This window comes from Flammeovirga aprica JL-4 (assembly GCF_012844305.1).
GTDB lineage: Bacteria > Bacteroidota > Bacteroidia > Cytophagales > Flammeovirgaceae > Flammeovirga > Flammeovirga aprica.
In genome coordinates, this window is the sequence record NZ_JABANE010000008.1 from 25,730 (window position 1) to 50,401 (window position 24,672).

Genomic DNA, 24,672 nt, shown 5'->3' on the forward strand with positions numbered 1-24,672 from the left:
ATACGCATTAATTGTAACTTTAGTTATATGAAAAGAGATGTTTGAGGTTATTGTCAAATGCATTTCTTGATAAAATGCAAAAAGCCTTCACTCATTATGAGCAAAGGCTTTTCTAAGGAATGAAGGTGTCTGTATCTAACAAACATCTTCCATTTATAAAAAAGATTATTTCTTTCTTCTGATCATACCTGCTGCAACAGTGTTGTTTGTTGCTTCATCTACAAGAATCAATGAACCAGTAATTCTGTTGGATTTATAAGGGTCCCAAAGAATTGGCTTTGTCGTTCTAAGTTGTACTCTAGCGATATCATTCATGTGTAAAGATTTATCCCCTTCAATACGGCTTAAGGTATTGATGTTCATCTTGTACTTGATATCCTTGATCATACATCTTGCCTCATTGGTAGTATGTCTTAAGATATATTTTGCTCTCGGTCTTGGAGGTTGATCATCCATCCAGCAAAGCATCACATCTAAATCTTGTGTTTGCTCTGGCTGATTGTTTGGACGAACCAACATATCACCTCTTGAAATATCAATATCATCTTCTAAAGTGATGGTTACAGATTGAGGAGGGAAAGCCTCTTCTACCTCTTCCATTCCGTTGAAGATGTTCTTTACTTTTGAAGTGAAACCTGAAGGTAAAGCTACAATATCATCACCTTTTCTGAATACACCTGAGCTGATACGGCCTGCGTAACCTCTGAAATCATGGAATTTGTCAGAGTGAGGACGGATAATAGTTTGAACCGCAAAACGAGGATCAATGTAGTTATTATCACTGCTGATGTAGATGTTTTCTAAAGTATGCAATAAAGTTTCACCGCTATACCAAGGCGTTTGTTCCGATCTGTTTACAACGTTATCACCTTTCAATGCTGAAATTGGCACAAAACGAATATCCTTAAGGTTTAGTTTTGCCGCAAACTCTTTAAACTCTTCTTGAATTTTTTCAAAGATAGCCTCATCATAGTCCACAAGGTCCATTTTGTTCACACAAACAATCATGTGAGGAATTTGAAGAAGAGAAGCAATGATAGCGTGACGGTGTGTTTGCTCTACTAATCCTTTACGAGCATCAATCAAAATTAATGCAAGGTTGGCAGTAGAAGCACCCGTTACCATATTTCTTGTGTATTGAATATGACCAGGAGTATCAGCAATGATAAACTTACGCTTTGGTGTTGCAAAATACCTGTAAGCAACATCAATTGTAATGCCTTGCTCTCTTTCAGCTCTCAAACCATCCGTCAATAAAGAAAGGTCAACATGCTCTAAACCTTTTCTTTTAGATGTTTCAGAAACCTGATCTAATTGATCTTCAAAAATTGATTTTGAATCATATAATAAACGTCCAATTAACGTACTTTTTCCGTCATCAACTGAACCTGCTGTTGTAAATCTTAATATTTCCACTTTGATGTTTTGGCTTAATGTTTAGAAATAACCTTCTTTTTTACGGTCTTCCATTGAAGTTTCAGAACGCTTATCATCTGAACGGTTACCACGCTCAGTTTGACGCATAGCGGAAACTTCATCTACTACTTTCTCAATCGTGTCAGCGTCTGACTCAATACCACCCGTAATAGTGATGTCACCTAATGTTCTAAAGCGGATTTTTTTCTTCTCCACTTTTTCACCGTCACGTAATACGATGTGTTCTGACATTGGTAACCAAGTGTTATCTCTCCAAATTACATCTCTTTCATGAGCTAGGTATAAAGAAGGAATTTCAATATTCTCTCTCATGATATATTGCCAAACATCAAACTCTGTCCAGTTGGAAATAGGGAACGCTCTGAAGTGTTCACCTGGGTTGTATTTTCCATTGAATAAGTTCCATAATTCAGGACGTTGGTGTTTTGGATCCCATTGACCAAATTCATCACGATGAGAGAAGAAACGTTCTTTTGCTCTTGCTTTTTCTTCGTCACGACGACCACCACCAATTGCTACATCAAAGTTTTCGTCTTCGATTGTATCTAATAAAGCTGTAATCTGTAATTTATTTCTACTTGCGTTAGCACCAGTTTCTTCCATTACTCTACCGTCATCGATAGCGTCCTGTACAGAACCTACTGCTAAACGAACTCCTAAGTCTTCGATTAAGTCATCACGGAACTTGATCGTTTCAGGGAAGTTGTGCCCAGTATCAACGTGTAAAAAAGTAAAAGGAATTTTAGCAGGATAAAATGCTTTCTTTGCTAAGTGAGCAACAGTAATAGAGTCTTTACCGCCTGAAAAAAGCAATGCTGGATTTTGAAACTGCGAAAACACTTCACGTAATACGTAAATTGCTTCAGCTTCTAACTCATCCAAGTGTGAAAGTTGATAATTACTCATCGGATCTATGTATGTAATATATTTGTATCAAAGTTATAAAGATATAATGCAAGCAACAGTATATCTACGCACAAGCCCCAAAGATAAAATGTTATTATTTGGAAATGAAAAAATCAGGGTAAAAAGATGTTATAATGCACATAACCTTAGACTTTTATTGTAATACCAAGAATTTGTGCGATTTCACTTCTCTGTTGGTTCAGTAAGGAAAGTAACTGAAATGCTTCCATCAATTTTTCATCATTCGCCTCTTTTTCTGCTGTTAATAAACTCCCATTACATTGTTCTATTAAATCACCGATATAAGTGAGTTTGTAATGTAAAAGCGTAGAGTAGGCGAGCTTACCTATATTTTCATCCTTTTTAGGAATAACGATTCTATGCCTTTTGAACCACTCCTCACTAGGCGTTTTCTCATTTTCTACTTTTAGGATTTGTTGCAGTCTTTTTCTGTCCATGTCACTGCTGTATTTTTCAGTGAAGTAATGGAAAGAAGGAATTTCACCCATAGCCGTTTCATTTTTATAATCGACTAAGATTTGCTGGCAAAATTCATTTTCAAGCATCATTTCTCCTAATTCATCAAAGAGATATTCATAAATGTACCCTACATTTTCATCTACATATTCTGCTCCGAACAACACTAGAATTCTCACAAACTCTTCTTCATGAATACCAAGTTTTGCAAGTCTTTTTTCAGGAGTAGAAGTGGGTTGTGGTTCCTTTTCAACAGGAATTGGCTCACCTAGAGGAGGAAGTCCATTGATTTCTTCTATTGGAGGAGGGGCGTCATGAAAATTGGGATCATCTGTATAAAATTCTGGGGGGGGAGGAGGCAAATCATTTGGTGGAGCACTTACAAAACCACTGCCTACAGAACCTCCACTTGGATTTTCATAAGATCTTCTAGCTCTATTTTTTTCTTTCTCAATTCTCTCAATTTCTCTCTGCTTTAATGCATTGAGTTCCTTGATCAAACCGTCAATAGAAATATCAAAAACAGAAGCACACTCTTTGATAAAGATTTCTTGTTGAATAGTATCAGGAATTTTCACGATACTCTTCAACACCTCTCTTACTTTTTCTGCTTTATTTAGAGGGTCATTTTTGGCCTCTTCATTATATAATTTTGCTGCAAAAAGAATAAAATCAGTTTCTTCATCCTTTAAAAACTGAGCAAACTTATCACTACCTAATTTTGAACAATAGCTATCAGGATCTTCTCCTTCAGGCAGACGAACTACACGTACATTCAGGCCTTGTTCCAAAAGCATATCCACACCTCTAATCGCCGCTTTAAGTCCAGCTGCGTCACCATCAAAAAGTGCAGTAACGTTATTTGTAAAACGTTTGATCTGTTTGATCTGCCCTTCTGTTAACGCCGTACCAGAAGAAGCTACTACGTTTTCAATACCTGATTGATGTAGAGAAATCACATCTGTATACCCTTCTACTAGGTAACATCTGTCTTTGACTCTCAGTGCATCTTTAGCATAGTAAATACCATATAAAGCATCACTTTTATGGTAAATTTCTGTTTCAGGAGAGTTGAGGTATTTTGGTTTGCCGTCTTTTTTCAAGGTACGGGCACCAAAAGCGATTACCCTTCCCGAAAGGTCATGAATAGGAAACATGACTCTGCCTCTGAAACGGTCGTATTTTTTTCCTTTATCATTAGCAGAACGGAGACCGGCCAGTTCAAGGGCTTCTTCAGTATAGCCTTTTTCTAAGGCACTTTTTTCTAAAGCGTCCCAAGAATCTAAACTATACCCAAGATCAAACTTATTGATAGTATCTCCTGTAAAACCTCTATTTTTGAAATAGCCAAGACCTAAAGATTTTCCTTCATCAGAAGTTTGCATGACACGCATGTAAAACTCTTTTGCATAGTTCATAGTCAGGAAAATACTCTCCCTTCTTTTATGTTTTTCTTCTTCCTCGGGCGATCTCTTTTTCTCCTCTATTTTGATCCCATATTTGTTGGCAAGGTATTTTAAGGCTTCAACATAATTCAGCCCTTCTTTTTCTTGCACAAACTTAATAGCATCACCAGAAGCACCGCATGAAAAACATTTGTACAAGTTCATGCTAGGAGTCACGTACATAGAAGGCGTATTGTCAACGTGGAAAGGGCATAACCCAATCCAAGATTTACCCTTTTTCTTTAGGGTGACAAAGTCTTCCACAACCTCAACAATGTCTAAGGTTCTTTTTATTTCATCTACGGTTTCCTGAGGGATCATATATTTTGACTACTTTTCGATTAAAAAAAGTATTTTAGTATTTACTATTAAACCACAAAGTTAAGAGTTTAAGTTAACTTCGCTATCCATAATGAAGAGAAGATGATTGAACAGACAAAAGCATTAACATTAAGTAGCGTAAGATTTCAAGAATCTTCCCTTATTGTCCATATCTATACAGAGCGGTTTGGACGGAGGGATTATATTATCAAAGGAGCATTTAGTAAAAAAAGTAATAAGGCTTCTTTTTATCAGCCATTGAATCTTCTGGAATTGCAGGTGTACGAACAGCCGAATAAAAACCTTCAGATGATCAAAGAGGTGAGGGTAGATTATCCGTTATTGTCTTTCAGAATCCAACCGAAAAAGAGTATGATTCTTACTTTTCTGACTGAATTTTTAGAGAAAGTATTAAAGGATGATGAAATCGGAAACCCAGAACTTTTTCAGTTTCTAACTGAAAGTTTATTGAGCTTAGATGCCATGAATGAAAATTTTAATTGCTTTACGCTTCAGTTTATGATCAGAATGAGTCACTTCTTAGGAATAGGGATTCATGATGGAAAAATGCTTTTGGAAGAGACGGAAGTTACGGCACATGTGGATCCTGCATTAGTTCAAGTTATTGATCAGTTGATAGAAAAAGATTACCATGAAGCTCCTTCTTTTAATTTGCACACCCGACGAATAGTAATGGATAAGATTTTATCTTTTTATGAGCTTCAAATTCAGAGTTTTGGGAAAATGAAGACGTTGGAGGTATTAAGAAATGTTGGCAATCCCTTTAAAAAGCATTAACTAAAAGGAGCTGATTGTCATGGAGGTAACAACGTATTAATAACTAATAAAAAAAATATTAATACTATGAAAAAGCCCACAATCAAAGCCATCATTACTTTTGTAGTAATCAGCTTATCTACATTATCAATCAATGCATCGACATTAGACAAAGGAAAAAATGTTTATGTATTGGATAATGCACCAACAATGACTGAGGTGCCAAGTATGATTCAAAAATTGGAAGTGAATACGAATGTAAAATTCAGACTTTCATATTCAGATGACAATAAAGCAATTTATACTGCCGAGAAAACAGTAATTATAACTGAAAATAATGCAGAGGGAGTAGAAGTGAAAGTATTGTGCGGTTCTAAAAAGCCAAATAAAGAATACAAAAAAGTGGTGAACGCATTGCAGAATAATCCGGCATTAAGTACACCAATGGAAAATATAAAATAGAGCGAATAGCTCATAAAAAAAAGCACTTGTCAATTAATTTTGGCAAGTGCTTTTTTCGTTTTCATATCAAAAATATTAAACTACTTTGACATGAATCTTTTTATTTTCAATTAAAGGATTTCCATCAGCATCATTCTGATTGCTCATTAAGATTTCAATGGTATAATCACCTTTTTCAACTAACTGAGAGTTGATGATCTTTTTTAGATTAAGTATAACTGATTTTTTATGATCAATAGGAAAATATAAACCAATAAGACTGATATTCTCAGAAGTTTCACCGTCAAACGCGGCTCTTACTACTTTGTCATTACACTTTATATCTAAAACCTTAAGATAATCGTCACTTTGTACTCTAAGGTAAAGATTATCAAATTCTCCCTGAGCACCAATAACGGTCTCAGACAAGTTGATATTGACTCCTTGAAGCCTAGGTCGTGCCGCAATATCAACATAAGCGACATCATTTATAGAATTCTCAATCGGGTCTTGAAATTGACCAAGATCAGGATTCATAAATATGGAATTGTATGATAGAATTCCTGTAATAAAAGTAGTGGCAAGAAATGTTATTGACTTCATGTTCATTGAGAGTTAGAAGAAAACAAAATTTAATAGTTCTTGTATTGAAGCACTTGTGGATGCTTATCAGATCATTTGTGTTTTGAGTACAATTCGTAATAAAAGAATCAATTGTACTTTTTGTTGTTATTTAGTTGACCTGATATTTTTCAAAACGTGAAATATGATTTTGCAGCTGATCTTCTAACCTTCTTTTAAACTACTTTCACTAAATATATGTTATCCTTGGTTTTGTTTATTATTTTTTGAGAAATGAACTGCCCCAAAGTCCTGAAAATGTGAAGATACCATTCAATAATAATAGCTCGTAACCAAACTTGTAGCCATTGAATAATGCAACTGAATTGGCTTGTAGGAAATAACAGATCACAGGTGATATAATACAAATAAGCATGACAAATCTTGGCTTCTTTTCTCCTTTCATTAAAATTGCAAAAGCGAATAAACCTAATAGGGGTCCATAAGTGTATGAGGCCAATTTTAAGATGGTATCTAAAGCGTTTGTATTATTAATACTATTAAAAAGTACGACTAACAAGAATAGGATAAAGGCAAACGTTATATGTGTTATCTTTCTGATTTTAGATTTTTCTTCATCACTTTTTTCTGATTTTTCTATCTGTAAAAAGTCAATACAAAAACTTGTAGTCAGTGATGTGATGGCTGAATCGGCACTTGAAAAAGCAGCTGCAGTTACGCCTAATAAAAAGATGCAAGCTCCGAAAAGTCCTAATTTCTGCTGTGCTATAATAGGAAATAACTGATCCGATTTTTTAGGTAATTCTAGTGATAAGAAATCGGCATATTGATAGATGAAAACACCTAAAACTAAAAACAGGGCAATAGTGCCAAACAAGATAACACTAAAAAGTACCATGTTTTTCTGAGCAGCTTTTAGCGTTTTGATCGTTAGGTTTTTTTGCATCATATCCTGATCCAGCCCAGTCATTACAATCACAATAAATGCACCTGTGATAAACTGTTTCCAGAAGTAATTTGGTGCTTTTACATCCCAGAAAAACGCCTGTGTATAATTGGTTTCTTCTACTGCTTTTTGGTAGATATCAGGCAATGACATATTCATTTGATCTGCAATTAAATACAGCGTTAGAATTCCCGCTCCAATCATAAAAGTAGTTTGAAGAGTATCCGTCCATACTACTGTTTTAATACCGCCTTTTAGAGTGTAGAGTGTGATAATTAGTAGAAGGATAAAGGCATTGACGGTATATGGAATACCAAGAGGGCTATAAATAAAAGTTTGCAGTACAGTGGCCATAATAAATAGTTTACCTGCAGCTTGAAGTCCTCTTGATAGAATAAAGAAGGATGCACCTGTTTTGTAAGCGCCTGTACCTAAACGTTTGTCTAAAAAGCCATAGATAGAAATGAGATTGTTTTTATAGTAAATGGGCATTAGAATGTAAGCCACACCAATATAACCTAAAATATAACCCAAACTCATTTGCAGATAACTGAAAGAAGCTCCTTTGACCATGCCAGGCAGTGAAATAAATGTGATCCCTGACAAAGTAGTACCAATCATACCGTACATCACAGCGTACCATGGAGAGTTTTTATTTCCGTTGAAAAACGATAATGCCGAACTGTTTTTGCTGGTCCAATAGGAGATAGCAAACAGTAACAATATATAGGAAACAAAAATCAATAAACTCTGATTGGCTGAAATGCTCATATTAAAAAATGGATTGGCTTGTAATAAATGGCAGGCAAGGCATGCGTTTTAGATGTATGACTTCCTTTTTAAAAATTATCTCGAATGCGAAATAAGAAAAAATTATCAAAAAAAATAGCCTTTGCAATTCAATTGATTACAAAGGCTATTGTTATGATAAAGATTTACCGTGATTTAGAAGTTATGAGCTGCAGCATCAAAAGAAGCTAGTGTATAATAAGGTAACACAAGTTTTTCTCCTTTGCGGAATTGAGGAAGCTCTAGAGTTCTTTTTTCTTTACCGCCTTTGATATTTGTCAACTCAATATCTATTGTTTTTTGTCCTTCTTTCAGAGGTACTCTTGTATATAAAATATCTTTAGGAAGTGACTGCCAAGAGCGTGTGTCTGCAGATTCTGTAGCTGAACCCAAAATACTTAAAGCCGTACCCCACCCTTCATTTTCTTGTGAAACTCTTGCCGCAACACTTTGTTTTAAAGCTACACGCAATAACGTTTTACTAAATTCTAATAGCATTCTCTCCTCCAGTACTTTAAAAGAAATAGCATTGATATCTTGTGCAAATGAGAACGCATACTGACTACTTCCATCAGAAAGTGTTGCTTTAGTATAGAAACTCTTTCTTTCTACGTATTTAGGGAAAACAGCACGGATCCAGGTCACTGAAAGCTGATCATTTCCCGCATAATAAGGGAAGCTCAAACCATACTCTTTGTTTACGAATGTCACCCATCCATTGCTACCTTCAATAATGGCAAAATTAAGGCCCCATTCTGCTTTTACAGGCGACATACCATTGTTCCAAAGCAAAACAAGAGAAGCATAATCATCCTCTTTTTGTAATTCAATACCGAATTCAGAAGCATATTTTTTAGCATCATCCCACAGGCCTGTTTCTTGAGCAGTTCTTACAATATCATATTTCAATTGCTCTGGAACTTTCATTTTAAACAAGCGTGCATAATCGTTCTGATAAATTTCCAATGCATTTCTATAAGCAATAAACGCATTGTTCGGGTCTTTATTCGCTTCATAAATAATACCCATCATGACATGAATAAAAGCATCTCTTTTGTATTTCTTTTCAGAAGAGTACTTTTCACTGAGCCTGTTGAGTGCAAGGTTCATACGTTTACATTCAACAATGGCTTCATTGTATTTTTTTAATTCTAAATAGTTGAGCGCTTTGAAATAGTTTACCATCAACTTCTCATGATCTTCCCCTCCATAAGTTGAAAGGTTAGGATTGAGGAGTAATGCACCTCCTTCTTCCAGCACACTTTTTTTATGATCTTCAATGAAAATATCAGCTTTCTGGAACATTTGATTACTGTGATCAAACTTTTCCTGAAGTGAAGCCACCATTCCAGAGTTTACGTAATACAAGAATTCTAGTCTTCCAGTTGCCATTTTATCACTGGCTTCCATCATCACTGCCGCTTGATCATAATTGCCTTCTGCTAGTGCTTTGTTGAATTCATACGTTTTTTCGTAAAAAGTAGGAGCACAAGCATAAACAATAAAAACGAGTACAGTACAGAGGTATATTCGGTAATTCATACTTGAGAGTGAATTGAATATTATAGAGTAAGATGCGTAATTAATAAGCTAGTTTAAAACCTAGCATTGGGATTTATTTTTCACTTAAACTTTCGAACAATTAAAATTCAAAACTTACGATTTTAATTGTACAATAGTTGATATGCACTTTTTAAAGTGAGGCAATAAAATAAAAGAACCTCCCTAATGCATATTTATTAGGGAGGTAAATGAGTGCTACATCAAATTAGTTCTTGATGTATTTTTTGATTTCTTTGTCACCGATCCATACTTTTTCAGTGGATTCAAGGTCTGCCAATTCAAGGTTTACTTTGTAGTTTACTACTTTTTCTTTACCTAATTCATCAACAGTAGAATTGATCGTACCGAACATGATGAAGTCAGCACCTAATTCTTGAGCGATTTTCTTTTGAGTTTCCTCAGAAGCATTTGCTTGTTGAGATTGTTGTTCAGCACGGATTTGCTCACGGAACTGATCATTCTCAACCACTCTTACTTTACCAGAGTTAATGAATTCTCTTTCGATATCTTTGATGAAAGTTTCAGCTTCGATATGCTCATGAGATTTGTTGATTACTCCACCAACAATAACTACTGGCTTTTTGTTATTTGCATTTTCAAAGTTAGGCAACCAAGGACGGCTCATAACATCTGAAATCATATCTTTAGAAACTTGTCTAGAGTCTGTATCATTCCAACGTCCACTAATGTCAATAGTTTGGTTAGGATCAACACGAGTTACTGATCTTGAACATGCTCCAGCAAAAAGTAAAGAAAAGATTGCAATAGCGAATGTAAAATTTCTCGATAATTTCATTTTGAATTAATTGATATTATTATTTTTTGATAAGATTTCTATGTTATTGAAGGACAAACTTTCCTTTTGGTTTGTCGAGTTTTTTCAGTACAATTTTCGTCTCTGAGATACTTACTATTTTAAAACGCGAGGATGCAGTATCACTTGAGCCGTCACCTTTACCATGAGTAAGAAGCAATTCTTTTTTACTTCCCATAATCCATTTTCCCGCAAGGTACTCGTTTGTATTGTTTTTAAAACCGAACTTCTTGTCTATAGAGAAATGAAGGGTGTTTCCTTCATCTAAAGCATAAGTTTCTTGTTTACTTAGTTTTTCTCTTTTTACGTCAGTAATAGTCCAGTCTTTACTAATTAGGATTGATTTTCTTTTCTCTAGGTCTTGCGCCATTGATTCAGTGGACAATAGCATCATAAATCCAAGTGATAGCGAAAACAGACCTATGATCTTTTTAATTGTATTCATAATAATTATTGTGTGGTTATTATCAAGTTCTATCGAAAACGTTCTATGTCTTTGAATGGTTTCAATAGAAACATTAATTAACGTTTAAGGTTTATCTTTTTGAGTTTTGGTACCTGATCAAAAAAAATGAGTATTTATTCAGTATTCTGCTTAGGTACTTTATTATTTACTACTTCAAGTTATTCAAGAATATTTTATTCTCCTAAATTATTAAGGTAAGCTGTTTTTATTTCATTGTATAAAGAAAAAACATCATCGACATCTTCATGCATATTTGTGGTATCGTTTGTTTTTAATTTCTGTTCGGAATGTTTCGCCTTTTCAGACAGTTTAATAATACCGAGAGTGGCTGCAGTGCCTTTGAATGTGTGCATGATAGATTTTATATCATCGATTGAATTTTTACTTTTTGCTTCTACTAATTCATGGATCAATGCGTCACCTTCCATAAAGAAGTCTTCAAATGACAAGTGAATGATTTCCATGCCACCGTATTTTGCCAACTCAGCAGTTACAGCATAATCTACAATTATATGGCCATGTTCATCCAAAACCTGATCAGTTCTTGGAGCCTCTTCTTGTTCCTCCTCTATTGTTTCTTCCGTTACATCTTCAAAAGCATCTTCTGAAACATTTTCAGATCCCTCAATATCTTTTGTTTCTTCTACTATTTTAGAAACCGTCTCAACCTTTTCTTCTTTTGTGGTATTGAATGAGCCTCTCATAATCTCTTCCACTTTGTTGAGCAAGTCAAAAGCTTTGATAGGTTTTGGTAGGAAATCATCCATACCTGCTTTCAAAAATTCATTTTGTTCCTCTACTAAAGTAAAGGCAGTCATTGCAATGATTGGTGTTTTGAAATCAGGGAATTGCTGATGAATACGCTGAGTGGTTTCCATACCATTCATTTTCGGCATTTGTATATCCATAAAAATAATATCATAAACATTGCCGCTCTGCAATAGTTCAAGAGCTTTGAAACCGCTGTTGGCTGCAGAGGTTTTACAGCCCGCTTTTTTCAGAATACTTTCAGCCACCATGATGTTGACACTATTATCATCCACCACCAGCACATTTGGTTGGATACTACTGATTTTCTGAGAGAATAGCTCCTTACTTTCCAGGTTGTTATTTGTTGGAGGCAGATGGTTGACTTCCTTCACCTCAATCGTAAACCAGAAAGTACTACCTACCTGTAATTCAGATTCAACTCCTATGTCTCCGTCCATCATATTACAGAGTTCTTGAGAAATAGATAAGCCAAGTCCGGTACCACCCTTTGTTCGTTTATAAGAATCCTCCACCTGACTGAATTGTTTGAATAGCTGTGCTTGTCCATTTTTGGAAATACCACATCCTGTATCAATCACATCAAACATCAGAGTGTAAACACCATTGAACTTCTGAACGCCATTTACATTGATGGTCACAGTGCCATCTTCAGTAAACTTAATGGCATTTGAAGTAAGGTTGGAGAGAATTTGCAGCAGTCGAGTCTCATCGGCGAGGATGACTTGTGGAACAGTATTTCCTACATGAGAACTTAACTGAGTATTTTTATTTTTAGCATTTTGATGGAACAATGCAATCAACTTTGATATCGTAACTCTTATATCGATAGGAAGTGGTCGAAGTTCCATTTTTCCAGCTTCAATTTTCGATAAATCAAGAATATCATTTAAGATATTGAGCAGGATTTCTGACGAACGCTTGATGGTGGATACATATTTTCTTTGTTCCTGACTTAGTGATGTTGTGCTTAATAAGTCTACCATACCGATTACACCGTTCATAGGAGTACGGATCTCATGTGACATATTAGAAAGGAACTGTCTTTTGACTTCCAGAGATTTTTCAGCAAGGTCTTTTGCTTCTCTCAACTCGTGCTCAGACTGCTTGATTGGTGTGATATCTCTTGCAAGACCTTCCACTCCAGAAGGCTTCATATCTTTTCCATAAATCAATCTGAAGTTGGAAAGGATATAGCGTACCTCACCTTTTTTATTTCTGACGATGCTTTCGTGGTTTTTTACAGCTCCTTTTATTGCAAGAATCTTCATCAACCTTGAAAGATCTGATTCAGAAATATAATATTCAGTAACGTGCTTATCAATAATTTCACTTTGCTCAACGCCCAGCATATCGGTTACTGAAGGTGATATTAAAGTGAAATTACCATTGAGATCAGTTCTGAAATAAACATCCTGCAGCGTTTCGAAAATATTACGGAATAGTTCCTCACTGTCCGCAATATGAATTTCCATTTTCTTACGCTGCGTAATGTTCTGCGTCACGCCGGCAATCTCCTGAATGATTTCACCGTCGCCACTTTGCATTCTTACGGGGTTCAAAGAAATGGAGTGCCATTGTTCTGTGCCGAGGAAAGTATCGAATTTATATTCAAAACTCATGGTCTCACCGTCGAAAACTCTCCTCAGGATATCTCCCCACTTGATTACAAATTTAGGAGCAAAAGGAATAATATTTTTCATCATCATTCCTGGCATCAGCTCTATATTGGAGTACTGCTTGATGTATTCTGCAAACTGCTGATTGTATCTTGTTACCATTCCAGACTTGTTGAAAGTCCAGATGGCCTGCTCTCCACTTTCAAAAATGGCTTCCAGCTGTGCTCTCTGCGCCCGCACTTTGAGCTGACTTTGGTCTCTGATAATTGCGGCAGCAAGAATACCAGTAGCTAAGTCAAAAAGATTAAGGTCAGGTTTGCTGAATGCTTTTCTATCTGAAAAAGATTGTACGACAATCATCCCCATTTTCTGATTATTGGAGATCAATGGCAGTCCCATCCAAATTTCAGGAACATTGACCAGTTTCAGATGATATTGTTTGGCCAATTTCTCAATCACCTCTTTGTACATGAACATTGGTCTGTTCAGAACATTCGCCATTGTAAGGGCAAACTCACTTGCAGGCACTTCTTCTTTTTCTGAAAGATCTGATGTTTTAGTACTATAAAAAGGAATATACATACCGTTGCCAGACAGTTTGAGGCGCAGCAATAGGAAACTGTCCATATCTACCACCAGCTTCATGGCCAGGTATACCTTCTCGTAAAGTTCTTGAATTTTGAGGTTTTCCTGAAGGAGTTTCGCAAACGTAATACTCACTTCCTGCTCCAGTTCCTTTCTCTTTTTGTCTGTAATATCAAAAAGGTGTAGTCGGTAACAGTCTTTGGAATCTGCCTTGTATGAAATATGACAATCCGTAATTCTCTTTTGAGATTCACTTTCTATTGTCAATTCCATTTTATGTTCATCCTGTGATTCTTCCGCCATTTTAAGGCCGATCAGCAACCTTGTGCGGTGAGAATGCGGAATCAGATTAATAAAAGTAGTCCTCTTGATTTGAGGATCGGTCATGTTGACCAGGTTTTTGAAAGGCTCACTCGCAAAACTGATATTTCCTTTTCGGTTAAAAACAACCACCATTTCTCTGGAAGAACTGAAAAGCTCTTTCATCAGAATGTTATTTTTTACCAATTCTTGTACATGAACGGTTTCTTTGGTAATGTTTTGTACGGAAAGATAGACATGGTTGATACCATCAAAACTTACTGGGGTACCCGCCGTTCTGACTTGCAATTCATAACCGTTTCTGTCTTTCAGCTTGCCTGTGAGGTTTTGAAGAAGCCCTTCAATAGAAAAGGTGTCTTCATAATAAAATATTTCAATGAATTCAGAATAATGTTTCCCAACGGCCTCCTCTGGGTAATAATCAGTAAGGTTCAACATTGCATCATTCCAGAATACAATATTTCCTACTTCATCAAGTCCAAAAGTAGGAGCATCAGTAGCTTGATAGGCATCTTCAAAAATTTTGAAATGACTATGTTCAGGTGTTGATACTTTGGGTTTTTGGTCTGAATTATTCATTTTTTAATTTGTCTCAGTTGAGGTCGCCTCATCATTGGCTTCTTTGGCAATATGTATAGTTTGAGTAGGGAAGGCAAACTCAATGCCCATACTTTCAGCGATACGCAAAATCTTTATCATAAGATACTCACGTCCCTGAAGTTCCTCGCTCCAATCTTTACATTCAAAGAAAATATACAACAATATTTCCAAAGCACTAGCACCAAAGTTGTTTAATCGTACCTCATAGAAGTCTTTTCTTGTGGTAGGATGGTCCTCAACTGCTTTTTTTACAGCTTTAATAAAAAGTTCTATCTGATCGATAGGAGTTCCATATGGTATAGTCAGATAGGTTTTAAATCTGCGGTATTGTCTCTTTCCTAAGTTATCAATATCACTGTCCGACATAGAACCGTTTGGAATGTTTACCAATGAATTGGCAAATGTTCTAATGCGAGTCGTTCTGAAACCAATTTCCTCAACAATACCTTCTTGACCTTTTACGACAATCCAGTCGCCTACTTCAAATGGCTTATCTGTAAAAAGCATTACTGAACCAATAAAGTTCTTTATAGTGTCTTGGGCAGCAAAAGCTAAGGCAACACCACCAAACGAAATACCTGTTACCAGATGTGTGATGTCAAAACCATATAAATATAAGGAGGCTAAAATGCCAAGTGCAAGAGCAACAATTCTAAAAATCACTTTAAAAATAGGTACCAGATTGGCATCGAGTGCTTCTGACCTATTCGAAAAGGTATTTATTCTTATGACCGCTAAGTCAGCAATATGGACAAATAAAATTGTCATATAAAAGCAAAAAACACCTTTTACAACGAGCGTGAGTACATAAGCAAAATTGCTAGGCAATAATAAAAATGGAATGATATAATACCATAGCAGCATCAAAAGTGTGATCGAGATTGGTCGTCTCAATTTCGGCAGTACTATTTTTGCAAACTTTTCCTGTTTGAGTCTCAGAAATACTCTTTGGAGTATCTGTTTTGTGAACCAAGTGCTGAGAACGTAGAACAGATAACTGAATAACAGCACACCCAAAATTGTACTCCATTGCCATAGTTTTATACCTAAGAAACGCCCCTTGTTTTGCTGTAAGGAAGAGGTGTAAACCACCAAATTTCTAGTAATTGAAGGGTAGGTTTCTTGAAATAACTTATGAATTTGATTGGCCGAATAAACAGAATACTTCCATTGCCCATTTCTTTGTTTTTCAAGGTAAATGTTAGGCATTCTAGGGCTGATACTATATCGTTTTGTCTTGCTTTTGGGATCAATATAGTTTTTCTCCAAAGGAAGGTCTTGAGAATTAAGATATATTCCCTTTTGAGTATAAACCAGCTTTAACTCTATGGCTAACTTCTTTCTTTCTTTGAGTGAAAAGTGTTCTTGTGGAAAAGCCTGTGCTGCCACATTTTCATGATAATTATCGTCTTCAAGGTTTTCCAGGTGAGTATGCATGGTATGGTAAGGGGAACTCAATGAATATTCCACACCACTCAATTCTTTAAAATTATAGAAGATATGATCATCAGGATAGCTTGAAACTTCATCACTTTCCTGACCGATTGAAGAAATAATAGAGATTGTAAATAATACAAAGAATAAAAATACCTGTTTAGTCATTTATAAAAAGCAGTTTGTTGGTCTTTTATAATACAGCAAGCGCATTTTCCATTATGCTTGACGGTAAAATTATAAAACTTATGCTGATTTTCGACCGGCCACTTATTCTTTTTTCTCATTTAAATGAATAGTTTGAGTTGGAAAAGCAAATTGAACATTACTTGTGTCAGCTATTTCCATTATTGTAAACATCAGTTCTTCTCTGGATTGTAATTCGATATTATAATCGTCCGTCTCGAAAAATACATTAAGTAAAATGTCAATAGAACTTGGTGCAAATTGATAAAGCCTCACTTGGTATCCCTCTTTTCTGGTTGTGGGATGGTTGTCAATCGCTTTTCTTACCTCTTCAATAAACAATTTGAGATTTTTTCTATCTGTTCCATACTCTAAACTTAAGAGGGTGTTGAATCTTCTAAACTCTCTCTTACCCATATTGTCCACCTCATTATCTGCTGCAATATTGTTAGGCAAGCTCACAAGTGAATTGTTGAAGGTTCTGATCTTTGTCGTTCTGAAGCCAATTTCTTCCACTATGCCCGATTGCCCTTTGACCACTATGGAGTCTCCAACAGAAAAAGGTTTGTCAGTAAAAAGCATAATGGAACCAATGAAATTCTTAACAGTATCTTGTGCAGCAAATGCAATGATTAATCCTCCAAACGAAATACCTGTAACGATGTTGTTAATGTTGTATCCTAATATTTTCAAGAAGAATAAGAAGCCGATCATCAGAGCCACAATTCTTAATGAAGAACGTAAAACTGGCGTAAGGTGTGCATCAATATTCCATCTCTTCTTTTTTGTGCCTGTGGTCATGACTTGAAGCACTAGCAAATCTGCTGTTCTGAAAATAAACACAACCACCGTAAACCCGAATACAACTTTACAGAGTACTGTCAATCCAAACGCTATTGTACTGTCCAGCAATAAAAGTGGGATCAAAATATAGAACAGGAATACGAGTACGGCAATAGTGACAGGTCTTTTATATTTTAAAATTAAAGTACTGATGAAGTATTGGTTTCCTTCTTTGGAGAAAAACTGTTTGATGAAAAAAGCGAGCAAGCGGATGACAACAAAATAGACGATATACATCAATATACTGATGCCCAACAAGGCTCCCCATTGCCATACTTTGAGTCCTAAAACATAATTATTTCCTTTTTCTATTTTGGAGACAAATTTTATAATATCTCTTGAGTAAGGAGGGAACGTTTCTTTGAAAATTTTATTAATCTTCAAGGCTGAATAGCTAGAGTATCTCCACCTTTCACCTACTTTAATCAGGTAGATTTCAGGAAGCTTTTCATTGATAATAAAACGCTTTTTTCCTGTGTTTTTCTCCACATGATCTTTTTGTAAAGGAAGATCCAGCTGATTAAGATAAATACCTTTTCCGGCAAAAATCAATTTTAGTTCCTCTGCTAATTCAATACGTGTATCAAGATTGCCAACGCTTGTTGGGATTACTCTAGCGGCAGTTTTGGGGTGATAGTTTTGTTCATCCAGAAAATCAAGGTGTGTGTGCAAAGCATGGTAAGGAGTACTTTGAGAATACTCTACCGAATCATAGATGTAGAATTTATAAAAATCATGATCATTAGGATGACTTTCCAATAGAATTTCACCTTCCTCTTCCTGTGCAAAGAGTAAAGTGGCGGGGTGAATTGAAATTATTAATAATAAGGGTAATAATATTTTACTCATTTTTAAGAAACAGTAGTATATTGATTGAATTTTAAAACTGATTTTGTTTTAATTCAAACGAAAAATATATTTTTTAGTTTTCAGGACAATAACAAATGGAATACAAAGCAATAATTTTTGACCTTGGAGGTGTTATTCTCAACTTAAGATACGAAAATACTTTAGAAAAATTCGCCGAAATTTTAAATAAACCTGTTGAGCCTTTTTATACAAAAAAACAGCAGACTTCGTTGTTTGATGATTATGAAAAAGGAAATATTACATCTCAGGAGTTTCGTCTGGGAATCAGAGAATTATTGGATGAGCCCATTACAGATGAGCAGATCGATTTGGCTTGGAATGCCATGCTGTTAGACTTGCCTGTGGAGCGAGTGGAAATGCTGAAAGCCTTGAAAGATAAATATAGAATTTTCTTGCTTTCCAATACCAATGAAATTCATATTGAGGCTTTTAATAAGATTGTTAATGATACAATGGGAGAGGGTTTCGGTGATTTCAAACAACTTTTTGAGCAAGCTTATTACTCTTTCGAAATGGCAGACAGAAAGCCACATCCAAGCATTTTTGAGACGGTGGTAGCAAAAAACAATTTAGATAAAGCGACGACCCTTTTTATTGATGATTCCATTCAACATGTGGAAGGTGCAAAGCAAGCCGGATTACACGCTCATCATTTAGAAGACCTAAATATTATTGGATTTTTAAAGTCAGAAGGTATTTATTAATAATTAATGTTAAAAAATATAAAACTAGACCAATAATTGGTGAAATAAAGTCGGTTACTAAATCTTTTCATTCAATAAAAAAGATTTTACCCTAATTTCGCCAATTGGAAAACATAACGAAATGAACGAGTTTAAGAGAATTAATAATCTAGTGGGGTGGGCGCTCTTTTTAATATCGCTTGCTGTCTACACTATTACAATGGAAGAAACTGCCAGTTTTTGGGACTGTGGTGAATTCATTGCCGTATCCTACAAACTAATGGTTCCGCACCCTCCGGGAGCACCATTTTTCTTACTAATCAACAGACTTTTTTCTTTCCTAGCTTTTGGTGATGTACTCAAAGTAGCTTGGTGGATTAACTTCCAATCTGCATTTATGAGTGCGCTTACAATTATGTTCTTGTACTGGACAATTGTAATGCTGGGTATGAAAATCATCAAGCCTTCACAAGTAGAGGTTGAAGGAAAATACAAGAAGTCTAGTAAAAAAGATTATACATTAAGAGATAAGATCTTATTATTTGGCTCTGCAGCGGTAGGGGCATTAGCATACACTTTTTCAGATACTTTCTGGTTCTCAGCGGTAGAAGCTGAAGTATACGCAATGTCATCAGCGATTACAGCATTAGTATTCTGGGCCATCTTGAAATGGGAACTTATTGAAGATCATGCGGCATCAAATAGATGGCTGATCATGATTGCTTATATTATTGGTTTATCAATCGGTGTCCATCTGGAAAACTTACTTTGTTTACCAGCTTTGGCCATGATTTATTACTATAAAAAATACCCTAATACCATCTCAATTAAAGGTACTATTATCGCAATGGGCGTTGGTGGTGCTATTATTTTAGGGGTGATTATTATTGTGATTCCAGGTCTTCCTTCTATTGCCTTTGTATTTGATAAATTCTTTGTCAATGGAATGGGAATGTCATTTGGGTCAGGAGGTTTGTTCTTCTTCTTTGCCTTAGTAGCTTCTTTGGTTTACGGTATTGTTTATACTCATCATAGAGCCATGGTGACGTTGAACAATGTACTATTGGGTACCGCATTTATCCTTATCGGTTATATGAGTTACACGCTAGTATTAGTTCGTTCAAATCAGTTTACTCCAATCAACGAGAACGCTCCTGATGACCTATTAGGGTATGTATCTTACTTGAAGCGTGAACAGTATGGTGACCGTCCTCTTTTCTACGGACCAACATATGATGCACAGCATACAGGTACAAAAAAAGATGGAGATAAATACCGTGAAGCAAATGCCAACGGAAAAGATTATTACGAAGTTTATGATCACAAAACGAAGGCTGAATATGCATCAAAAGATATGATGTTGTTCCCTCGTTTGTACTCTAAAACGGGACATCACCCACAACTTTATCGAGAGTGGGCAGGGATTGAAGCCGGAAAGAAACCAACTTTTGCCAACAACCTTTATTACTTCTTCAGGTATCAGATTGGTCACATGTACTTACGTTATTTCATGTGGAACTTTGCAGGTAGAGAAAGTGATGAAAAAGATGCTGGCTATGCAAAGCCTTGGGATGATATGCAGGATCTTCCTGAGTTGGTAGAGAAAAATAAAGCAAGAACGAATTTCTATTTCTTGCCATTAATATTAGGTCTGTTAGGTGTATTCTATCATTATAAGAGAGACCAGAAAAACTTCTGGGTGGTAATGATTGTATTCCTGACACTAGGTGTAGCCCTTGTGGTTTACCTGAACTCACCTCCAGTAGAACCTAGAGAGCGTGATTATATTTATGCCGCCTCCTTCTATGCATTTGCCATTTGGATAGGCTTTGGTGCATTGGCATTGGCCGAATTCTTATCAGAGAAAGCGAATGCAAATGGTGCTATTGCAGGTATTGCATTGAGTATGGTTGTACCTGTATTAATGGGTGCGAATGGATGGAGCGGACATAACCGTTCGAATAGATTCCACTCAGTAGATCAAGCAAGAAACACGCTGGCAAGTTGTGCACCTAATGCTATTTTATTTACAGGTGGTGACAACGATACATTCCCATTGTGGTATGTACAGAATGTAGAAGAATTTAGAACTGACGTTCGTGTGGCTGTATTGAGTTACTTCAGTACAGGATGGTACTTGGATCAGATGAAACAAAAGCAATATGAGTCTGAACCACTGCCATTATCGATCAGCAGTCATAATTATAGAGAAGGTAAAAATGATTACGTGCCATTAGTCGAAGATGAAAGAGCGGCAAACGGTGTGAATCTTAAAGCTTACTTAGCATCTGTTGAAGCAAATAATCCTGTCACTCAAGTAGGTTTACAAGGTGGTCAGACTACTGCAAAACTACTTTCTAGAGTCTTTATTTTAGATGTTGACAGTGCTGCAGTTGTGAAAAGCGGTATTATTCCAAAAGGTATGGAAGGTAGAGTAAAACCTAAAATGGCTTGGAGATTAAAGAGTGATAAAACGTACATCTTCAAAAATGAATTGGCTTTATTAGACCTGATTGCAACAAACAACTGGGAACGTCCAATTTATTTCAACAACACGTCTGCTAATACAATCAATATGGATCTAAGAGGCTACTTGTTCTTAGAAGGTATGACGTATAGATTACTTCCTATCCAAGCTAATACTTTTGGTGAAGTAGGAGAGGTGAACACTGAAGTGATGTTGGAAAATATTGAGAAGTTTGCTTTCAGAGGTATGCAGGATGAAAGTGTTTATTATGATGATGAGTATAGAAAATTTGGTGCTAACACTCGTAATAACGTTTACAGACTTTCAGAGAAGCTTTATATTGATGGTTTAGTGAAGAACGATGAAGCGAAGTTGAAGTTATCAAAAGAGAAACTAGACTGGATCTTGGCGATGTTGCCGGATGCTACTATTCCTTACAGCTTCTACTCTCCAAAATACATGGAGCTTTATTACAAGCTTGGTGCTGTGGATGAGGCCAACGCTATCTATGATATCCTGATCAGAAGAAGCGAGGAAAATGTTAATTACTATGCTAAAACAGGAAAAGGTACAGAAAGCGTAGCTCGTAGAAGTTTGATTGTTTTACAACAATTGGCTCAGATTTTTGAGCAGAACTTGAAGCTTGTGAATGATACGCTAAGCGAGCGTGAGAACAGTGAAGTGGATCCGTTGACAGGAAAAGTAATCAACGAAGTACCTTCGTACTCAGAAAATATAACTGCAGACTTGTTCTACAGAAATCTTACTACAGAACAGTTGAAACAATTACAGCAGATTTTCAAAGACGATGCTACTCAATCAAGAGCAGTGTTCCAATCAGCTTACGAAAATATGATGGGATCGAGATAGTTTGATCTTGTTTTCCACACAAAATCCACACTTGTTTTTTACAGGTGTGGATTTTTATTTTGCCTGAAATTCAGCCTTTTTTGATAAATATTAAAAAATATTTAATAAAACTGTCACAAATGATTTACATGAACTGTTGTAGCTTTTGAGATAAGATAATTATTGACTTCAATATCTTTCATATGTATATCATTATCGCATTTTTTATATTTCATTGGTACAGTTCGCTGTTCTTCCAAACTTTTTTCCTGCATCGTTACGCGGCACATGCCATGTTTACGATGTCCAAAACAACAGAAAAAATATTCTTTGTTTTAACCTATATCTTTCAAGGATCTAATTACTTAAGCGCGTATGGATATGGTATTATGCACCGTATGCATCATGCTTTTGCAGACACCGAAGAAGATCCGCATTCTCCAAAGTACTCACCAACGTTGTTTGCTATGATGTGGCAGACAAAAAATATCTACACGGATATTTGCAAAGGTAAAGTGGTAGTAGACCCTAAATTCACAAAGAATGTTCCCGAGTGGCATTCATTTGATAAATTTGCAAGTAACTGGGTAAGTAGAATAGGATGGGGGTTATTTTATGTAGCAGTTTATGTTTACTGTTATACAACTTATGATTTATCACCGTTTATCTTTTTGCTACTACCTATTCACTTTTTGATGTCTCCAGTTCACGGAGCAATCATCAATTGGTTTGCACATATTTATGGTTATAGAAACTTTGAAGTAAATGATACTTCTACGAACTTCCTTCCTTTTGACTTCTTAATGATGGGAGAATCTTACCATAACAATCACCACGCGAGAGGTTCAAGAGCAAACTTTGGAGGTATTCGCTGGCACGAAATCGACCCGACTTATCTGATCATTGTAGTATTGGACAAAGTAGGTGTGATTAAATTGAAACAAAACTCAGACAAGAAAACTACTTCTGTTGGCAAGAAAACAGCAGTGGCAGGTTAATTAAAATCTGAATTGATATAAAAATGAAAGAGTCATTTTCTAAACAGAAGATGACTCTTTTTTTATATCCTCCTTAAGCTTAAAAGGAGGAGAAGCTAGAATTTAAAAGACTCGAAAGAGTTTTATACCTAATAAAATTGATATGAAAATAATCTTTACGTGATTATATTGCTTTACCTTTTTGTGATTTGCTACCCTACAAAAGTCCAACTTTAATTCCTCAAAGAATTACACAATTCGGTAAAACATTTGCATAAAATCGTCAAATTGAAAAATGATGCTAGGGAATAAGAGATTTTTTTTTGAAAATTTACACCTTTCCCGTTTATCATTTTATAATAAATAGAGCCAGATTTAACTGTTTTTGAAAATGAAGAAATACACAATCATATCTAATGAAGACGCCCCTCATGAGAGCTATGAGAGAATAGCAGAAGATTTTAATGGAACATGGGACGGAATAGAGATGTCTGTTGATAGTGATGATATGAAATTGAAAATTACTTCCTTTGAATATATGGAAGGAATGTATGTGGCTCATTTACAATTACACAGTAATACACAGCTTATCTATTCTAATGTTCCGAATAAGGATAGAAATTTTGTGATTCTTAGAATTGGGTATTCTGGTTCTTATTCAAAGAAAGATAAGTTTAGACGATTCAATCACGATGGTATATTTCTTTACAACGCCAATCAATTATTTAATATAGAATACCCTTTTCAGATCAGCTGTCAGTGGGTTACTATTCGCTTTCCACTAGAGGCGTTTGAGTTTTTTGATGAAGGAGGTGATTCTAAATTCAAGGAATTACTAAGTGAAAAAGGAGATTGGTTTCATTATTTTACGCTCACTCCTAAAATAGAGGGATACGTTAATGAATTAGTGAAAGCTAGTAGTAATAAGACCAAAAGGAAATTCTCCTACTTCTCTAGAGCCTTGGATATTTTGGGTGCACTAAAAGAGAAGATGGAAAAAGGAGAAATGACGAAATCCAATATTAAAATACACCCTGAAGACTTTAGTAGTATGGTTTTACTAAAAGATAAAATATTATCTGATTTTACAGAACCACCCAATCTTAATGATCTAAGCTTTGAGTTGGGAATGAGTATTTCTAAATTAAATAGAAACTTCAAGGCAGTTTATCAACTCCCTATTCTGCAATATTTCAATCAACACAGAACCGAAGAAACTTACCGACAAGTAAAGTACTCCGATAAAAGTCTCACTGAAATAGCTGACGATTTAGGCTACAGTCATGTAGGGCACCTGAGTAGAACTTTTAAAAAACACTTTGGCTATGCACCGTCCTCAATAAGAGGAACACTTCAATAGAGGTAAGAGGTAAGAGGGAAGAGGTATGAGGTAAGATAAGCACCACCTCTTCATTCTTAATTCTTCCCTCTTAATTCAAATGGGGTTTGCCGATATTTTGTATACGCTTGCTCTAATCTTGTAAATCTTTCAAAAAATAGTCCCTG

The 24,672-nt window shown here is 35.6% G+C and carries 17 protein-coding genes; 6 read left to right on the forward strand and 11 right to left on the reverse strand.

Going from position 1 to position 24,672, the window contains the following annotated elements; all coding sequences use genetic code 11:
- Positions 1-165: 165 nt before the first annotated feature.
- From cysN to dnaG, 3 genes are all read right to left on the reverse strand, one after another.
- Complete coding sequence (cysN, locus tag HHU12_RS04145) at positions 166-1,416, reverse strand: sulfate adenylyltransferase subunit CysN (RefSeq protein WP_317170448.1); 1,251 nt, start codon at positions 1,414-1,416, stop codon at positions 166-168.
- A 21-nt stretch (positions 1,417-1,437) separates the two neighbouring features.
- Entirely contained in the window at positions 1,438-2,343 is a 906-nt protein-coding gene (cysD, locus tag HHU12_RS04150; protein WP_169655290.1) for a sulfate adenylyltransferase subunit CysD, read from the reverse strand.
- 146 nt (positions 2,344-2,489) lie between these two features.
- Positions 2,490-4,586 carry a DNA primase gene (gene dnaG, locus HHU12_RS04155; RefSeq protein ID WP_169655292.1) on the reverse strand — a complete coding sequence of 699 codons (2,097 nt, stop codon included), beginning with the start codon at positions 4,584-4,586 and terminating at the stop codon, positions 2,490-2,492.
- A gap of 102 nt (positions 4,587-4,688) precedes the next feature.
- Between dnaG and recO the strand changes: the two genes are divergently transcribed.
- Together recO and HHU12_RS04165 are read left to right on the forward strand one after the other, a co-directional pair.
- Positions 4,689-5,384, forward strand: a complete 696-nt coding sequence (gene recO, locus HHU12_RS04160) for a DNA repair protein RecO (protein ID WP_169655294.1) — start codon at positions 4,689-4,691, stop codon at positions 5,382-5,384.
- A 66-nt stretch (positions 5,385-5,450) separates the two neighbouring features.
- On the forward strand, positions 5,451-5,825 hold the full coding sequence (locus tag HHU12_RS04165) for a hypothetical protein (protein WP_169655296.1): 375 nt from the start codon (positions 5,451-5,453) through the stop codon (positions 5,823-5,825).
- Between the two features lie 75 nt (positions 5,826-5,900).
- Here the strand turns inward: HHU12_RS04165 and HHU12_RS04170 are convergent, their stop codons facing one another.
- The 8 genes from HHU12_RS04170 to HHU12_RS04205 form a co-directional block, all read right to left on the reverse strand.
- Positions 5,901-6,407, reverse strand: coding sequence for a hypothetical protein (locus HHU12_RS04170; protein ID WP_169655298.1), 507 nt, complete (start codon positions 6,405-6,407; stop codon positions 5,901-5,903).
- A 238-nt stretch (positions 6,408-6,645) separates the two neighbouring features.
- Positions 6,646-8,103: a sodium:solute symporter gene (locus tag HHU12_RS04175; RefSeq protein ID WP_169655300.1), complete on the reverse strand. Its 1,458-nt coding sequence runs from the start codon at positions 8,101-8,103 to the stop codon at positions 6,646-6,648.
- A gap of 174 nt (positions 8,104-8,277) precedes the next feature.
- A complete protein-coding gene (locus HHU12_RS04180; RefSeq protein ID WP_169655302.1) occupies positions 8,278-9,663 on the reverse strand; it encodes a COG3014 family protein in 1,386 nt (461 codons plus the stop codon).
- A gap of 226 nt (positions 9,664-9,889) precedes the next feature.
- Complete coding sequence (locus tag HHU12_RS04185; RefSeq protein WP_169655304.1) at positions 9,890-10,480, reverse strand: penicillin-binding protein activator LpoB; 591 nt, start codon at positions 10,478-10,480, stop codon at positions 9,890-9,892.
- A gap of 43 nt (positions 10,481-10,523) precedes the next feature.
- On the reverse strand, positions 10,524-10,943 hold the full coding sequence (locus HHU12_RS04190; RefSeq protein WP_169655305.1) for a hypothetical protein: 420 nt from the start codon (positions 10,941-10,943) through the stop codon (positions 10,524-10,526).
- 194 nt (positions 10,944-11,137) lie between these two features.
- A complete protein-coding gene (locus HHU12_RS04195; protein ID WP_169655306.1) occupies positions 11,138-14,836 on the reverse strand; it encodes a PAS domain-containing hybrid sensor histidine kinase/response regulator in 3,699 nt (1,232 codons plus the stop codon).
- Between the two features lie 3 nt (positions 14,837-14,839).
- Complete coding sequence (locus HHU12_RS04200; protein ID WP_169655307.1) at positions 14,840-16,459, reverse strand: mechanosensitive ion channel family protein; 1,620 nt, start codon at positions 16,457-16,459, stop codon at positions 14,840-14,842.
- Between the two features lie 102 nt (positions 16,460-16,561).
- Positions 16,562-18,169 (reverse strand): mechanosensitive ion channel family protein, encoded by a 1,608-nt coding sequence (locus tag HHU12_RS04205; RefSeq protein WP_169655308.1) that lies wholly within the window; start codon positions 18,167-18,169, stop codon positions 16,562-16,564.
- Positions 18,170-18,264: 95 nt separating this feature from the next.
- Here HHU12_RS04205 and HHU12_RS04210 point away from each other — a divergent pair, with 95 nt between their 5' ends.
- From HHU12_RS04210 to HHU12_RS04225, 4 genes are all read left to right on the forward strand, one after another.
- The gene (locus HHU12_RS04210; RefSeq protein ID WP_169655309.1) at positions 18,265-18,894 is read left to right on the forward strand and encodes an HAD family hydrolase; all 630 of its coding nucleotides are present in this window, start codon (positions 18,265-18,267) and stop codon (positions 18,892-18,894) included.
- A 121-nt stretch (positions 18,895-19,015) separates the two neighbouring features.
- On the forward strand, positions 19,016-22,210 hold the full coding sequence (locus HHU12_RS04215) for a glycosyltransferase family 117 protein (RefSeq protein ID WP_169655310.1): 3,195 nt from the start codon (positions 19,016-19,018) through the stop codon (positions 22,208-22,210).
- Positions 22,211-22,392: 182 nt separating this feature from the next.
- The gene (locus HHU12_RS04220) at positions 22,393-23,187 is read left to right on the forward strand and encodes an acyl-CoA desaturase (RefSeq protein ID WP_169655312.1); all 795 of its coding nucleotides are present in this window, start codon (positions 22,393-22,395) and stop codon (positions 23,185-23,187) included.
- Positions 23,188-23,557: 370 nt separating this feature from the next.
- Positions 23,558-24,526, forward strand: coding sequence for a helix-turn-helix domain-containing protein (locus tag HHU12_RS04225; RefSeq protein ID WP_169655314.1), 969 nt, complete (start codon positions 23,558-23,560; stop codon positions 24,524-24,526).
- Positions 24,527-24,672 lie beyond the last annotated feature (146 nt).